General features: G+C 64.9%; 15 protein-coding genes. 6 read left to right on the forward strand and 9 right to left on the reverse strand.

Annotated features, from left to right (window positions below; genetic code table 11):
• The first annotated feature begins 9 nt into the window (after window positions 1-9).
• Window positions 10-267, forward strand: a complete 258-nt coding sequence (locus tag WI560_RS23495) for a hypothetical protein (RefSeq protein ID WP_375305054.1) — start codon at window positions 10-12, stop codon at window positions 265-267.
• Window positions 268-504: 237 nt separating this feature from the next.
• Here WI560_RS23495 and WI560_RS23500 read toward each other — a convergent pair whose 3' ends face one another.
• From WI560_RS23500 to WI560_RS23515, 4 genes are all read right to left on the reverse strand, one after another.
• Window positions 505-2,229: a methanol/ethanol family PQQ-dependent dehydrogenase gene (locus WI560_RS23500; RefSeq protein ID WP_375308893.1), complete on the reverse strand. Its 1,725-nt coding sequence runs from the start codon at window positions 2,227-2,229 to the stop codon at window positions 505-507.
• A gap of 128 nt (window positions 2,230-2,357) precedes the next feature.
• The gene (locus WI560_RS23505) at window positions 2,358-3,011 is read right to left on the reverse strand and encodes a ubiquinol-cytochrome c reductase iron-sulfur subunit (protein WP_375308894.1); all 654 of its coding nucleotides are present in this window, start codon (window positions 3,009-3,011) and stop codon (window positions 2,358-2,360) included.
• A gap of 262 nt (window positions 3,012-3,273) precedes the next feature.
• Window positions 3,274-3,738, reverse strand: coding sequence for a group III truncated hemoglobin (locus WI560_RS23510; protein WP_375305055.1), 465 nt, complete (start codon window positions 3,736-3,738; stop codon window positions 3,274-3,276).
• A 132-nt stretch (window positions 3,739-3,870) separates the two neighbouring features.
• Window positions 3,871-4,722, reverse strand: a complete 852-nt coding sequence (locus tag WI560_RS23515) for a 3-hydroxybutyryl-CoA dehydrogenase (RefSeq protein ID WP_375305056.1) — start codon at window positions 4,720-4,722, stop codon at window positions 3,871-3,873.
• A gap of 405 nt (window positions 4,723-5,127) precedes the next feature.
• Here WI560_RS23515 and arsC point away from each other — a divergent pair, with 405 nt between their 5' ends.
• Together arsC and WI560_RS23525 are read left to right on the forward strand one after the other, a co-directional pair.
• Window positions 5,128-5,499, forward strand: a complete 372-nt coding sequence (arsC, locus tag WI560_RS23520; protein ID WP_375305057.1) for an arsenate reductase (glutaredoxin) — start codon at window positions 5,128-5,130, stop codon at window positions 5,497-5,499.
• The gene (locus tag WI560_RS23525; protein WP_375305058.1) at window positions 5,496-6,194 is read left to right on the forward strand and encodes an ABC transporter permease; all 699 of its coding nucleotides are present in this window, start codon (window positions 5,496-5,498) and stop codon (window positions 6,192-6,194) included. The genes arsC and WI560_RS23525 overlap by 4 nt, the downstream gene beginning before the upstream one ends.
• Here WI560_RS23525 and WI560_RS23530 read toward each other — a convergent pair.
• On the reverse strand, window positions 6,168-6,977 hold the full coding sequence (locus WI560_RS23530) for an extracellular solute-binding protein (RefSeq protein WP_375305059.1): 810 nt from the start codon (window positions 6,975-6,977) through the stop codon (window positions 6,168-6,170). The two genes, WI560_RS23525 and WI560_RS23530, sit on opposite strands and share 27 nt — an antisense overlap.
• A 163-nt stretch (window positions 6,978-7,140) precedes the next feature.
• Between WI560_RS23530 and WI560_RS23535 the strand changes: the two genes are divergently transcribed.
• The 3 genes from WI560_RS23535 to WI560_RS23545 all read left to right on the forward strand — a co-directional run bounded on the left by WI560_RS23535 (window position 7,141) and on the right by WI560_RS23545 (window position 11,243).
• The gene (locus WI560_RS23535; protein ID WP_375305060.1) at window positions 7,141-7,413 is read left to right on the forward strand and encodes a hypothetical protein; all 273 of its coding nucleotides are present in this window, start codon (window positions 7,141-7,143) and stop codon (window positions 7,411-7,413) included.
• Window positions 7,414-7,632: 219 nt separating this feature from the next.
• Window positions 7,633-8,886 carry a hypothetical protein gene (locus tag WI560_RS23540; protein WP_375305061.1) on the forward strand — a complete coding sequence of 418 codons (1,254 nt, stop codon included), beginning with the start codon at window positions 7,633-7,635 and terminating at the stop codon, window positions 8,884-8,886.
• Between the two features lie 347 nt (window positions 8,887-9,233).
• The gene (locus WI560_RS23545) at window positions 9,234-11,243 is read left to right on the forward strand and encodes a putative bifunctional diguanylate cyclase/phosphodiesterase (RefSeq protein ID WP_375305062.1); all 2,010 of its coding nucleotides are present in this window, start codon (window positions 9,234-9,236) and stop codon (window positions 11,241-11,243) included.
• Window positions 11,244-11,245: 2 nt separating this feature from the next.
• On the opposite strand, the gene WI560_RS23550 is transcribed toward WI560_RS23545, so the two are convergent.
• Genes WI560_RS23550 through WI560_RS23565 form a run of 4 tightly spaced genes read right to left on the reverse strand, consistent with a single transcriptional unit; the run spans window position 11,246 to window position 14,580 of the window.
• Window positions 11,246-11,965: an ABC transporter ATP-binding protein gene (locus WI560_RS23550; protein WP_375305063.1), complete on the reverse strand. Its 720-nt coding sequence runs from the start codon at window positions 11,963-11,965 to the stop codon at window positions 11,246-11,248.
• On the reverse strand, window positions 11,958-12,713 hold the full coding sequence (locus WI560_RS23555; protein WP_375305064.1) for an ABC transporter ATP-binding protein: 756 nt from the start codon (window positions 12,711-12,713) through the stop codon (window positions 11,958-11,960). The genes WI560_RS23550 and WI560_RS23555 overlap by 8 nt, the downstream gene beginning before the upstream one ends.
• Window positions 12,710-13,708 carry a branched-chain amino acid ABC transporter permease gene (locus tag WI560_RS23560; RefSeq protein ID WP_375305065.1) on the reverse strand — a complete coding sequence of 333 codons (999 nt, stop codon included), beginning with the start codon at window positions 13,706-13,708 and terminating at the stop codon, window positions 12,710-12,712. Before WI560_RS23560 ends, WI560_RS23555 begins: the two co-directional genes overlap by 4 nt.
• Window positions 13,705-14,580, reverse strand: a complete 876-nt coding sequence (locus WI560_RS23565) for a branched-chain amino acid ABC transporter permease (protein ID WP_375305066.1) — start codon at window positions 14,578-14,580, stop codon at window positions 13,705-13,707. Before WI560_RS23565 ends, WI560_RS23560 begins: the two co-directional genes overlap by 4 nt.
• Between the last annotated feature and the right edge of the window lies 1 nt (window position 14,581).

The raw sequence follows: 14,581 nt of genomic DNA on the forward strand, positions 1-14,581 counted from the left end.
AGCAGATCGATGACAAACCTCTCAAGGGCGCTCGCAGTGTCGCTGTCGAGCGCCTTTCTTTTGACGGCCGCAGGCGCATTTGCCCAAAGCAATACCGCGCCGCCGACCTCGGCCACCCGTCCCAGCACGCCGGACCAGACCTCGCTGCCCAACGCCAATGCCCCGCCCGCCTCGACCACCCAGACCACCGGGCAGCATAATCCGGATCCGAAGGTTCAGGAGATGAACCAGAAGGAAAAGGACAAGGTGGATCGCCAGGGCAAGTAAACTTTGCGACCTCATGCCGTCATGGCCGGGTTCTCCCGGCCATCCACGGCCTTCCGCGGCACGACGAACGTAGACGCCCGGGCCTTCGCCGCGCCGAAGCGGCTACGGCCGCGCAGGCGAGACAGGCCCGGGCGTGACGAGCATACGGCCAGCGCACAAACAAAAATGCGGCGGACGTTGCCGTCCGCCGCATTCCCACCCCCCTGCTGCTCCGCTGTCTTCGATCCGCCCGCGGAGCTATTTCTTCAGCGCGAACACCCAGACGACGCCGCCTTGCGGCACATTGGCTTCGATGCCGATGTTGTTGGTCACCAGCGCGTCCTGGATGCGCTGCGCGTCCACGCCCCAGCCCGACTGGATCGCGATGTACTGCGTGCCGTCGATCTCGTAGGACACCGGCATGCCGACGATGCCGGAATTGGTCTTCTGCTCCCAGAGGAGCTCGCCGGTCTTGGCGTGGAAGGCCCGGAAGTTGCGGTCGTTCGTGCCGCCGACGAAGACGAGGTCGCCGGCCGTCGCCGTGACCGATCCGAACAGTTGCGACTTGGGGAAGTTGTGCTGCCACACCTTCTTGCCCGTGGCGGGATCCCAGGCCTGGAGCTCGCCGAAATGATCCGCACCCGGCCTCGTCTTCAGGCCGATGTCTTCCGGCTTGGTGCCGAGCCAGAGCTCGCCCGGCTTGAGCGGGACCTTCTCGCCGGTGAATCCGCCGCAGAAATTCTCGTTGGCAGGCACGTAGACGAGGCCGGTCCTCTGGCTATAGGCAGCCGACGGCCAATCCTTGCCGCCCCACAGCGACGGACAGAACTCGACGCGCTTGCCCATCACCGGCTTGTGCGCGGGATCCACGATCGGCTTGCCGGTCTCGTCGATGCCCTTCCAGACGTCCGTATGAACGAACGGCCAACCGGCGACATAGTTGATCTTGGTCGGCGTCCGCTCGAGCACCCAGAAGATGGCATCGCGTCCCGGATGGACCAGGCTCTTGATGGTGCGGCCGTTGCGCTGCAGATCGATCAGCATCGGCGCCTCGACCTCGTCCCAATCCCAGGAATCGTTCTGATGATACTGGTGGTAGGCCTTGATCTTGCCGGTTTCCGGATCGAGCGCGAGCACCGAGGAGGTGTAGAGATTGTCGCCGGGGTGGGAGTCGCCGGGCCACGGCGCGGCGTTGCCGACGCCCCAATAGATCGTCTTGGTCTCCTTGTCGTAATTGCCGGTCATCCAGGCCGAACCGCCGCCGTTCTTCCAATCGTCGCCCTGCCAGGTGTCGTGACCGGGCTCGCCTTCGCCGGGGATGGTGTAGGTCCGCCACAGCTCCTTGCCGTCCTTGGCATCATAGGCAACGACATAGCCGCGCACGCCGAACTCGCCGCCGGAGCCGCCGACGATGACCTTGCCGTCGACGATCAACGGCATCAGCGTCAAGTACTGGCCCTTCCTGTAGTCCTGGACCTTGGTATCCCACACCACCTTACCGGTCTTGGCGTCGAGTGCGACCACGTGATCGTCCGTGGTGGCGAGGTAGAGCTTGTCCTCCCACAAGCCGACGCCCCGGTTGGTCGGATGCAGTTGGAACAGATCGTCAGGGAGCTGCCGCTTGTAGCGCCAGTATTCGTCGCCGGTCTTCGCGTTCAGCGCGATCACCTGCCCCATCGGCGTCGTCACGAACATCGCGCCATTGTTGACGATCGGCGGCGCCTGGTGGCCTTCGACCACGCCGGTGGCGAAGGTCCAGACCGGCGTGAGATTCTTCACGTTCGAGGTGTTGATCTGGTCGAGTGGACTGTAGCCGTGCCCGTCATAGGTGCGCCGGTAGAGCATCCAGTTTTTCGGCTCCGGATTCTCCAATCGCTGTGCGGTGACCGGCGAGTAATTCTCGATCGGACCGGACACGGCGGCAGTGGATGCAAGACACGTGAAGGCGACGAAGCCGGACAGTAACCATTGCTTCCTGGTCATGGAAGTTGTCATGGACGTTCCCCTTTTCATCCGTTCTGAATTCTTGTTGTGAATTCTTGTCGTTCGTCCCCCGCCCGCCGTTGGCGGATGCGGCCTTTCGTGACGCGGGCCGGGCCCGCAACCGTCCATCATCCTGGCTGCGTGCCACCTACCTTTCCCATGAAATTGCCGGCGATGCTGAGCGAACCGTCAGCCAGCGCCAGCGGCAGCGCCGCGAGCCGTCGCGGCGCCGGTCCGAACACGACTTGCGCGCCGGCGCGCGGATCGAATTCGGAGTTGTGGCACATGCATTTGAACACCTCCTTGTCGCCGACATCGCTCTTCACCCAGGCGGTGACGGGGCAGCCCGCATGCGAGCAGATCGCCGAATAGGCGATGATGCCGTCGACGGCCCGCGCGCGAGTCTTCTCGTCGAGCTCGGCGGGATCGAGCCGGATGATCAGGATCTCGTTGAGCCGCGAGCCGCTGCGCACGACCGATGTGTTGGGATCCTTCGGCCAGGCATGCACCGGCGGTCCCCCGGCGTTCAGATCGGCCGCGGTGATCAGCTTTCCCTCCTTGTCGCCTTGGGAGTAGACGAGCACATCGCCTTTCTGGGGCCGTTCGTCGGACCCGGGCGGATCCTCACCTGCGCGCGCATGCGCGGAGCAGCCGAGGCAGGCGGTGACGGCGAGCGCGCCGAGCAGGACCGTTCGCCGCGTCTGCTCGGCATCGACCTCGGCGTCGGGCTCCCTGGAGCTTTCGGACGATGTGGTATTGGTGGTAAACGATGCGCGGGACATGTTCACAAGCAGGCGCTGGAACTCTGCCGAAAACAAGGCGAAGAATTGGCACCGCAGTGCATCAATATGGCTTTGCTCGCGTTGATTGAGCAAGACCGAATGCAACCAAAGCGTTTTCGCGATTGCAACGTCACGCCGCGCGATCGGCATGATGATTTTGCAGATCAGACCGATGATGACGGAATTGGTGCAGTGCGCTTTTCGTCGCGCTGCGCAAAGGCTGCGCGTCCGCCGCTGCATATGCTGCAGACAGCCGGTCTCGTCAGGGCCTGAGCACGTGGCGCGGCGCGGCGATCGAACCGGCAACGGTTGCCGACGCCATTTCGAAACTGTCGGCGATGCGCCGCGCCTTGTCGATGAACAGGCTGGCCGCCGCCGGTGGGCAGACCTCGCGCGCGGTTTGCTCGAACAGATCGAGCCAGCGGTCGAAATGGTCACCAGCCAAGCCGAGCGGCAAATGCGCCCGCATCGGCGAGCCGTGATAGCGGCCGCTCATCAGCACCACCGAGGACCAGAAATCCCTGAGCTTGGCGAGATGCTCGTCCCAGTTCTGCACGACGCCAAACACCGGACCCAGCTTTGCATCTTCGCGCACCCGTCCGTAGAAGCGGGTGACGAGTTCCGCGATCATCTCCTCGGTGATCCCGGTGCGCTCGATCGCATCCTGCGTCAACAGGCTTCGCCGTGCGGCCGCCGCCTCGCGCTCGGCCTTCAGTCGATCCGACATGTCCTCTGTGTCCGTTCCGTTGTTCCCGCGGGTCCGCTCGACATTGTCGGACCGGTTGCGCGCGGCGTCTTTGTCGCAGCGCAAAGTGCGGGATCCGGCGGCGAACGCGAAGGCCCGCCGCCGGCCGCCTGATCAGGCGCTGTAGGTGTAAAAGCCCTGCCCGGTCTTGCGGCCGAGATGGCCGGCATCGACCATTTCCTTCAGCAGCGGCGCTGGCCGGTATTTAGGATCGTTGAAGCCCTTGTAAAAGACCTCCATCACCGAAAGCATGGTGTCGAGCCCGACCAGATCGGCCAGAGCGAGCGGCCCGATCGGATGGTTGCAGCCGAGCTTCATGCCGGCGTCGATCTCTTCCGCGGTCGCGATCCCTTCCTGGAGCGCGAAGATCGCTTCGTTGATCATCGGACACAGGATGCGATTGACGGCAAAGCCCGGGCTGTTCTTGGCGGTGATCGCCACCTTGCCGACACGCTTGGCGAAATCGAGCGCCTTGGCATGGGTGTCGTCGGAGGTCTGCAGGCCGCGGATCAGCTCCAGCAGGGCCATCACCGGAACCGGGTTGAAGAAGTGCATGCCGATGAAGCGATCGGGACGGTCGGTCGCGGCGGCGAGCTTGGTGATCGAGATCGACGAGGTGTTGGTCGCGACCAGCGTGCGCGGCGACAAGGTGGCGCAGAGGTCCTTCAGGATCTTGACCTTGAGCTCCTCGTTCTCGGTCGCGGCCTCGATGACCAGGTCGCAATCCGACAGCTTCGCCCGGTCGGTGGTGCCGGTGATGCGCTTGAGCGTGGCATCGCGATCGGCAGTCGACATCTTCTCCTTCTTGACCAGGCGTTCGAGGCTGCCGCCGACGGTCGAAAGCCCGCGGTTCACGGCCGCATCGGAAATGTCGACCATCACGACCGAGAGCCCCGCCGCCGCGCAGACCTGCGCGATGCCATTGCCCATGGTCCCTGCCCCGATGATGCCAACGGTCTGGATCATTGCCTCATATCCTTCATCCTTGCGGGCGCGCCGGCCGGCACGGCCCATTGTTCCTGCACCAGGGTCTAGCACCGCCACAACGCGGCTGCGACCTGATCTGCCCTCTCCTTAAAGCATCCAGGGCCAGAATAAAGCCGCCCTCGGCCGCGAAACGGCACAATTTTGCCGCCGGGCAAGCGGTTTGACCCCGAATTTGGCCCGGCGCCGCCCGGCGGAGAGACGTCCGGCCCGGACGCTTCGGATCGCCCTTGGGCTCCACGAATGGGACCACGCGGCGCCCGCTTCTGGAAATTGCGCTGTGAATCGTGGTCTAGTCCGCGACAGGCCCGTTGCCGGCTCGCCGCGGCGAGACCGCGCGAGGGTCCGGAAGCAGCTCAGCCGCTGCTGAGCGCGGGGGCTTTTCGAATGGACGTAATCATCTACCACAATCCCGAATGCGGCACGTCGCGCACGACGCTCGCGACCATCCGAAACGCGGGCATCGAGCCGCATGTGGTCGAATATCTGAAGACACCGCCATCGAGGGCATTGCTGCAGCAGCTCATCGCACGCATGGGGATCTCGGTGCGCGAGGCGGTTCGCGACAAGGCGCCCGCTTACGCAGAGCTCGGGCTCGACGACCCCGCGCTGACCGACGATCAGCTGCTCGACGCGATGATGGCGCATCCGATTCTGATCAACAGGCCGATCGTCGTGACGCCGAAGGGCGTCAGGCTTTGCCGTCCCTTCGAACAGGTGCTCGATCTGCTGCCGGCGCAACAGCGTCAGGCCGGATGAACGACTTCGCTCGATCCATTGGCGCTGCGTTCTCGCTCATCGGCGAAGCCGACGCCGAGCTGCTCGGCATCGTCGCCTTGTCGGTGCGCGTCAGCCTGACCGCGAGCATCATTGCTCTCATGATCGGCGCGCCGATCGGAGCCTTGCTCGCTATCACCCGTTTCCGCGGGCGGCAGGTGATCATCGTGCTGACCAACGCGCTGCTTGGCCTTCCGCCGGTCGTGGTCGGGCTCGCGCTCTACCTGCTGCTGTCGCGCTCGGGCCCGCTCGGGGCCGCCGGGCTGCTGTTCACGCCGGCCGCCATGATCATCGCGCAGACGCTGCTGGCCGCTCCCATCGTGGTCGCCCTGGTGCATCGGCCCGCAAGCCTGCTGTGGGCGGAGTATGGCGACCTGGCGCGGATCGATGGGCTGTCGGCCCTGCGCAGCTTGGCGCTCCTGTTCGCGCTCGGCCGGGCCTCGCTGCTGACGGCCTTTCTCGCGGCGTTCGGCCGCGCCATCGCCGAGGTCGGCGCCATCATCATCGTCGGCGGCAACATCCGCGGCTTCACCCGCACGATGACGACCGCGATCGCGCTGGAGACCAGCAAGGGCGACCTGCCGCTGGCGCTCGGACTCGGACTGATCCTGCTCGCGCTCAGCGTCGCGGTATCGACGGTCGCCTTCCTGCTAGTGGGACGCGTTGGGGAAAAATAGCTGCTCGCCGCCGACCTTGTAGCCGGCGATCGCGTCCTGCCCCTTCGACGAGACGAGCCAGTCGATGAAGGCCTGCCCGTCCTTCGCCTTCACGTTCGGGTGCTTCTCGGGACTCACCAGCATGACGCCGTACTGGTTGAAGAGCCGCTTGTCGCCCTCGGTCAGGATGGCGAGATCGCCTCGGTTCTTGAACGAAAGCCAGGTGCCGCGGTCCGACAGAACATAGGCATTCGACGACGACGCCATGTTCAACGCCGGGCCCATGCCCTGACCAATCTCCCGGTACCAGCTGTCCTTGCCGGAGTTGAGGTCGACACCCGCCTCTTTCCACAGCCTCAGCTCGGCCGCATGCGTGCCGGACTTGTCGCCGCGCGAGATGAACGGCGCCTTCGCGGTCGCGATCTTGCGCAGCGCCTCGACCACGTCCTTGCTGCCGGATATGCGCGCCGGATCGCTCTTTGGCCCGACCACGATGAAGTCGTTGTACATGACGTCGAAGCGCTTCACGCCCTGCCCTTCCGACATGAACTTGTCTTCGGCGGGCCTGTCATGGACGAACACGACGTCGGCATCGCCCCGCCGGCCGATGTCCAGCGCCTGGCCGGTGCCGACGGCGACGACCTTCACCCTGATGCCTTCGGCCTTCTCGAACAGCGGCAGCAGATGGCCGAACAGGCCGGATTGCTCTGTCGAGGTGGTCGAAGCGACCGTGATGGTGCGTTCCTGCGCGAACGCGATGGTGGACCAGAGCAGCAGCGCTCCAAGGGTAGCAATCTTCCTCATGGGTCGTTTCCAAGCAAGCAATGATAGTCCCTCAATAGCCGTTTGGGACGTTGACGGGAACCCCCGGCGTTCAACCGCTCAGGGTTGAAGCGATGGCCGCAATTCGGCAGGAACGTCGCTGGCGCAGGCGGATTGTCTGGGATGTAACGTCAAGGAGAATCCCATGAAGAAGCTCGTCTTGGCATCGACATGCATCATGGCGCTGGCAACCGGTAGCGCCGTCGCGCAGACACAACCCGCCCCGGGCGCCTCGGGCCAGAGCGACGTCGGCCCCTCCTCGCGAGGTCCCGCCACCAAGGGCATGACGACTGGACGCTCGTCGAACATGCAGAACGAGGCCAGCGACGGCAAGGGTGCGCAGCAGCCATCGGCCGGCGGCACCAACATCAACAACACGGGCAGCCAGGCCGGCGGCAGCGCGGGCGCCGGCAAATAGTCGGAAGATCGAAACTCCCGCTTCGCCGTCCTTCTTCGAGGAGCGCGCCTGACCCGGCGCGGCCATATCGTGGTCGCGTCACGTCGGCGGCGGCGGATCACGCTCGGACTTCACGGCGATTGGTCTGTCGGTGATGACTGACACTTCATCAGGTCACCCACCGGCACCGACCGCCCTGTTTGATGTTCTGCAATTGATCTCGGCTACATTGACAGAGGTGTGACGGCCGAGGCAGTTTTTCATATTGCTGGCGAATCAGCGATTGCCTCACGCCGAGTATCTCTTGGACAACGCCTAGTGCTTTCGAGACTGATATCGTTGCTGCGCCGCATCCCTGCGGTGAAATGGGCGTTCACCCGGCTTCGGCCCGTGCCGCAGGGCGGTAGCATTGATGCAACGCCAGCCGCAGCAGACGTCTCGCCCGTCATCGTCCAGGACATCGCGGCGCAAGACGTTGCGGCGCAAGAGATCGCGGAGACTGCTTCGACTCAAGTCGCCGAAATTAGCACGGCCTCGCGGCTCGACGAGGCCGTGAGCGAAGCCGCGGCTCCGTCCGCCGAGGATGATGCCGCGATCTCCGTCATCGCGGAGAGCCCACCGGCAGCGCCGACCGAGGCCGTCGCCGGCGACGATTCCGCCCGGCACACGCCGTCCGACATCGAGCCGGTCGTCGAAGAGAAGAATTCGGCCGCCGAGATCGAAATTACGGCGGAAGATGCTCCCGAGCCAGCCATCAGCAACGATCCGGTCGCGGCGGAGGCCGTCGCCGCGGTGGAGACATCGCCGTCGCCCGTCGCGGTCGGGCATGATCCGCTTGATGGCCCCGCCCTTGTCGGAGACGACGATCGCTCCTCTGATGCCATCGTGGACGTCGAGCGAAGCGGAGACGCGCCCTGCGTCACGTCTGTGGATGCCGAAGTTCTGGCAGAGCCCGTCTCCGAGATCGATTTCGACAGCGATCCCTCGCCGGACGATGCGGCCGCCATCGCGCCGGTAGTTGCGGAAAGTGCTGCGCCCGTCGCGGCGGTGGTCGCAGAGCACGGCCCCGCCGACACGGCCAGCGTCATCACCGAGATCGCGCCCGCACCGGCGCTCGTGTCGCCTGCTCCGGAAGTCCGCAGCGCGCCGAAGGTTCGCGCGAGAGCCGCGGAGCCCCTCGATCGCACCGCGCTGATCCGGCAACGCTGGGCGGAAAGCGGGATCAGGATGTGGAATCCGCGGCTTCACGGCACCGGCGAAGCCACGCTGAACATCCAGGGAAGCGTCGGGCTGCTGCCGCCCGCCCCCGGCGAGACGATGCCGCGCTACGACAAGCTCGAGTTCAGGATGCTCGGCGGACAGATCGTCTGCGAGGGCGTCATCGTCGAGGGCCCCGCACAGGCGAGCCAGCGCAGTTTCACGTGGCTCGCCGAGCCTGAGAAACTCGAGCGAGTCCGCGAACCGGCCCGGGAGCGCCAGGCCGCTCTGGCCTGATCCTCTACTCCTGCAACGAAAGCCGCGATCTGCTCGGCTGAGATTCCGACATGGGACATCGCCCCTATGCGATTACCCTGCCCGACGGGGAGAGGTGGGGCATGAGGTTGCGCCGACACGCATGGTTAGCAGAACGTAGCAGCGGCTTCTTGCCGGACTTTGCAGCCGATGCGCCCGCTTCTGCGGCCCCTTATCGTTAACGCCGCCTCACCGACGCCTGCGAACGGAAGAGATGCTGTGGCGCCCGACCCGACCCTGTCCGTCGGTGCGCATCAATCTAACGCGCCCTTTACCCGCGCCATGCAAGATCGCCGGCGTTTTCAGGGTAGCCGGGGCTCGTATTTTCAATGCCTGTTGCAGATTTGAAGTCTGTTCTCGCCGCCGCAGTTCGGCTGTTTCGCGTTCCGGCCGACAATCCGGATCTGATGCGCGCGCAGTTCAGCGCCTTCTCCAAGCAGGTCCCGCTGCTCTACTTCATCCTCATGAGCAACACGATCGCGGTGGCCTACACCTACGTGAACGTGGCGCCGGACTGGCTGACGATGATCGTGCCCGGCGTGCTGACCGTGCTCGCAGGGTTGCGCGGCTATTGGTGGCTACGCCAGCGTCACCTGGTGCGCAGCGACGCCGACATCCTGCGCAATCTGCGTGCGACCAACTGGCTGACCCTGCCGATCAGCGCCGGATTCACCGCCTGGTCCTTCGCGCTCTATCCCTACGGCGATCCCTTCGCCAAGAGCCAGGTCGCCTTCTACATGGCGGTCACGGTGATCGGCTGCATCTTCTCCCTGATGCATCTGCGCTCGGCGGCGCTGATCGTGACGCTGGTCGTCGACGTGCCTTATGTGCTGTTCTTCTTCGCCACGGGCGAGCCGACGCTGAAGGCGACGGCCGTCAACAACCTCCTGGTTTCCGGCGCGATGGTAACGGTGCTGTTCATCTATTACCGCGATTTCGCCGATCTCGTCGCCAGCCGCAAGTCGCTGCTCGCGCAACAGGCGGCGACGCAGGCGCTCTCGGACGAGAACTTCCGCCTCGCCAATCTCGATTCCCTCACCGAGTTGCCGAACCGCCGCCGCTTCTTCGCCGAGCTGTCGAGCGCCTTTGCCGACGCCGAGCGCAGGCACGTCCGCGTCGCGGTCGGGATCATCGACCTCGATGGCTTCAAGCCGATCAACGACAATTACGGTCACTCGGTCGGCGACCGCGTTCTGATCGAGGCGGGCCGGCGCATCCGCGAGGTCTGCGAGGGCTTTGGCCCGCAGCGCGCGGAATTCGCCCGGCTCGGGGGCGATGAGTTCGGCCTCATCGTCTGCGGCGACCCCGATGACGCGGACCTGACGCGGCTCGGCGAGCGCATCGGCGACCGGGTCAAGCTGCCCTACCACCTCGACACCGCTCATACCGGCTTGTCCTGCTCGATCGGTTTTGCATCGTTCCCGAACTCCGCGACGACCTCGGAAGCGCTCTATGAATGCGCCGACTACGCGCTCTATCACGCCAAGCGCCATCAGCGCGGCCGCACCGTGATCTTCTCGAGCGAGCTCGAGGCCGAGATCCGCAGCCGTGGCGTGATCGAGAATCTATTGCGCACCTCCGATTTTGGCGCCGAGATGGAGCTGGTTTTCCAGCCCATCGTCGATGCCATGAGCGAGCACACCGCGGGTTTCGAGACGCTGGCCCGTTGGCACAGTCCCCGTCTGGGCTGGGTCTCTCCGGCCGACTTCATTCCCGCCGCCGAGCGCATCGGCCTGATCCGTCCTTTGACACAGGCGCTGCTGGCGCGCGCCCTCGCCACGGCCAAAACCTGGCCCGACGACCTCCGCCTGTCGTTCAACCTGTCCGCTCACGACGTCTGTGCCGCTGAGGGCATATTGCCGCTGATCTCGATCATTGAGAAAAGCGGTCTGTCGCCCCGCCGGATCGACTTCGAGATCACCGAGACTGCCGTCACCTTCGATTTCGTCCGCGCGCAGCAGTCGATCGCCACGCTGAAGGCGATGGGTTGCGGCATTTCGCTGGACGATTTCGGCACCGGCTATTCGTCATTGAGCCACGTGCACCGGTTGCCGCTCGACAAGATCAAGGTCGACCGCAGCTTCGTCGCCGAGATCAACGAGAACCCGGTCAGCCACAAGATCATCAAATCGCTTGCGGGTCTCTGCGACGACATGGAGATCGCCTGCGTCGTCGAGGGCGTCGAGACCCGTGCCCAGCTCGACAGCCTGCGCCGACTCGGGTGCGATTTCATCCAGGGCTATTATTTCGCGAAACCCATGCCGGCCGATGCGATCGCCGAGTACCTGGCGAACGAACGCCAGCGTCTCGACGGCCGCGGAGCCAGGGTCGTGGCCTGATCTCAAACCGCGCAGTAGCGTTCCTGGACGTCCTTGTCCGCGAGCAGCGCCGCAGCGCTGCTCTGGTGCACCACCGCGCCCTGGTCGATGATCACCGCGCGATCTGCCAGGCGCAGCGCCCATTCGACGTTCTGCTCCACCAGCAGCAGCGTCTTGCCTTCATCGCGCAGACGGCGAAACAGCACGCCCATCTCCTCGACGAGCACCGGCATGATGCCCTCGGACGGCTCATCCAGCAGGATCATCTTGGGTCTTGCGATCAGCGCCCGCGCGATCGCCAGCATCTGCTGCTCGCCGCCCGAGAGCGTCACGCCCTCCTGGTCGAGCCGCTCCTTCAGGCGCGGGAAGGTTTCGGCGATCTCGTCGATTGCGGCACGCTCCTCGATCTCACGGCGGGCGGCGACGAGGCCGAGCCGCAGATTCTCGCGCACGGACAGTCCTGGCACGATACGCCGTTCCTCGGGCACGTAAGCGAGGCCAAGGTGGAAGCGCTGATGGGCGCGCAGCGGGAGCAGCTCCCTGCCCGCGAAGCGCACATGGCCCTCGGCCCTCGGCATCAAGCCCATCATCGCCCGCAGGGTCGTGGTCTTGCCGGCGCCGTTACGGCCGACCAAGGCGACCACCTCGCCCTCCTTCACATGCAGCGAGATGCCGTGGAGGATATGGCTTGCACCATACCAGGCGTGGAGGCTCTCGATTTCGAGCAATGCGGTCTCAGCCATAGCCTTCACTCTGTCCGAGATAGACCCGGCGGACGTCCGGATTGCTCCTGATTTCGTCGGGCGCGCCGTCGGCGAGCAGCCGACCGTGATGCAGCACCACGACGCGCTTGGACAGACCCAACACCATCTTCATCTTGTGCTCGACCAGCAACACGGTGCGCTTGTCGGCGAGCCGCTCCAGCAGCGCGACCATGTCCTTGGTCTCTTCCGGCCCCATGCCGGCCGTCGGCTCGTCGAGCAGCAGCAGTTCCGGCTCGGAGACCAGTGCGATCGCGATCTCCAGCGCGCGCTGTTGGCCGTGCGAGAGGAATTTTGCCAGCTCGTTCCGCTTCGCGAGCAGTCCGACCGACTCGAGCGCCGCGTCGGCACGCGCATGCAATTCAGTCAGCCTGGCGCGGTTCCGCCAGATGTCATAGCTCACGGTCAGCGCCTGGACCGCGACGCGGACATTCTCGTGCACCGACAGGTCCGGAAAGATGTTCGTGATCTGGTAGGAGCGCGAGATGCCGTGGTGCACGAAGCGGTGCTGCGGCAGGCCGTTCAGCTCGCGGCCTCTAAAATGCAGTTTGCCTGATGTCGGCGTCAGCGCGCCAGAGAGGATGTTGAAGAACGTGCTCTTGCCGGCCCCGTTCGGGCCGATGATCGAGGTCAGCTGTCCCGCCGTAAAGGACAGGCTAATCTCCTCGAGCGCGACAAAGCCGCCAAAGCGCTTGCCGATCCCTTCGGCGCGAAGCAGCTCCCTGCTCATGGCCGCGCCTTTCCGACGCGAAACGCATCCAGCAGCGTGCCCCAGATGCCCTTGGGCAGGAACAGCACGAATAGCACGAAGATGGCGCCGACGAAGATCTGCCAATGCGGCGTCCACAGCGAGATGACGTCCTCGAGAATCAGGAAGCTCGCCGCGCCGACGAAGGGCCCGAAGAAGCTGCGGGCGCCGCCGAGGAGCACCATCATCACGATCATGCCCGAGGTCTGGTAGTGCAGAATATCGAGCGGCACGATCGACAGATGCAGCGCCAACATGCAGCCGCCGAGCGAGGAGATCGCGCCCGACAGCATGAACACCACCAGCTTGCTGCGCTCGACGTCGTAGCCGCAGGCCCGTGCCCGCTGCTCGTTCTCGCGGATCGCTTCGATGACGGCGCCGAACGGCGAGTTCAGGATGCGTGATTGGAACCACATCGCCAAGCCCGCGAAGGCCATCAGCACGTAGTATTTATTGACGGGGTCGAGGAAATTGACCGAGAAGCCGAACAGGCTGATGCGGTCGACGGTGAAGCCACGCAGGCCGTTTTCGCCGCCGGTGATCGAGGCCGCCTGCAGCGCGACGTAGTAGACCAGTTGGGCCAGAGCGAGCGTCACCATGGAAAAATAGATGCCGCGGGTGCGCGTCGAGATGAGCCCGATCAGGGCCGCAAGGCAGGTGCTGAGGCACACCGCGAGGCCGACCGCCGCAAACCACGGCACCCCGTAGCGCCCAATCGCAATGCCGGTGAAATAAGCCCCTGCGCCGAAGAACGCGGCCTGCCCGAACGATAAAAGGCCGGTGTAGCCGAACAGCAGATTGTAGCCCATCACCACGACGCCGTAGATCAGGACGTTGACGGCCAGCGCCTTGGACGGCAGCAGCCATGGCAACAGCGCCAGAACGGCGATGGACAGCAGCACGCGGTGGTCGAGAATCCGGCCGAGGCGGCTCGGTGCGGGCTTGGCGAGTACCCCGCCGCTCGAAGGTCCGGTCATGCCGTCCTCCCCCTGACGCCGAACAGGCCTTGCGGGCGGATCAGAAGCACCACCGCCATCAACGCGAACATGACGATGGTCGCCATTTCAGGCGCGAACAGCGCCACCAGGCTGATGGAAATGCCGACCATGAGGCCGGCCACGACCGCTCCGACGATCGAGCCGAGGCCGCCGATCACGGTGACGACGAAGGCTTCGGCCAGCACCAGCGAACCCATCTCCGGATTGACGCTGCGCATGGGCCCGGCGAGCACGCCGCCCAGCGCAGCAAGCCCAACCCCGAGGCCGAAGATCGCAAGCCACACCCGCCCGATATCGACACCCAGCACCTGCATCATGACGGGATCGCGGGCGCCGGCGCGCACGATCAGGCCGATACGAGTCTTCTCCAGTGCGAGATAAAGCGCCAGCAGCACCACCGCCACCAGCACGATGACGAAAAGCCGGTAGCGCGGGAAGAAGCCGATGCCGAGATCAAGCACGCCGATCAGTTGCTGCGGGGTCGGAAACGGAATGCCGTCGCTGCCGAACACGATGCGCACGCCCTCGACCAGGATGTAGCTGAGACCGAAGGTGAGCAGCAGCGGATCATCGATCGAGCGTCCATAGAGCCGGCGGATCAGGACGAACTCGATCAGCATGCCGAAGGCGCCGATCAAAATGGGAGCGAGCAGCAATCCCCACCAGAAGCTTCCGGTGAGCGAGGCCAGATACAGCCCTGCATAGGCCCCGATCATGAACAGCGCACCGTGGGCGAAATTGACCACCCCGAGCATGCCGAACACGATCGTCAGCCCGAGCGCAGTGATCACCAGGACCGACCCAAGGGCGATCCCGGAGAGAAGCTGCATGATGATCAGCGACAGGTCCATC

Origin of the sequence: Bradyrhizobium sp. A11, assembly GCF_042077125.1 — a bacterium.
Classification (GTDB): domain Bacteria; phylum Pseudomonadota; class Alphaproteobacteria; order Rhizobiales; family Xanthobacteraceae; genus Bradyrhizobium; species Bradyrhizobium japonicum_B.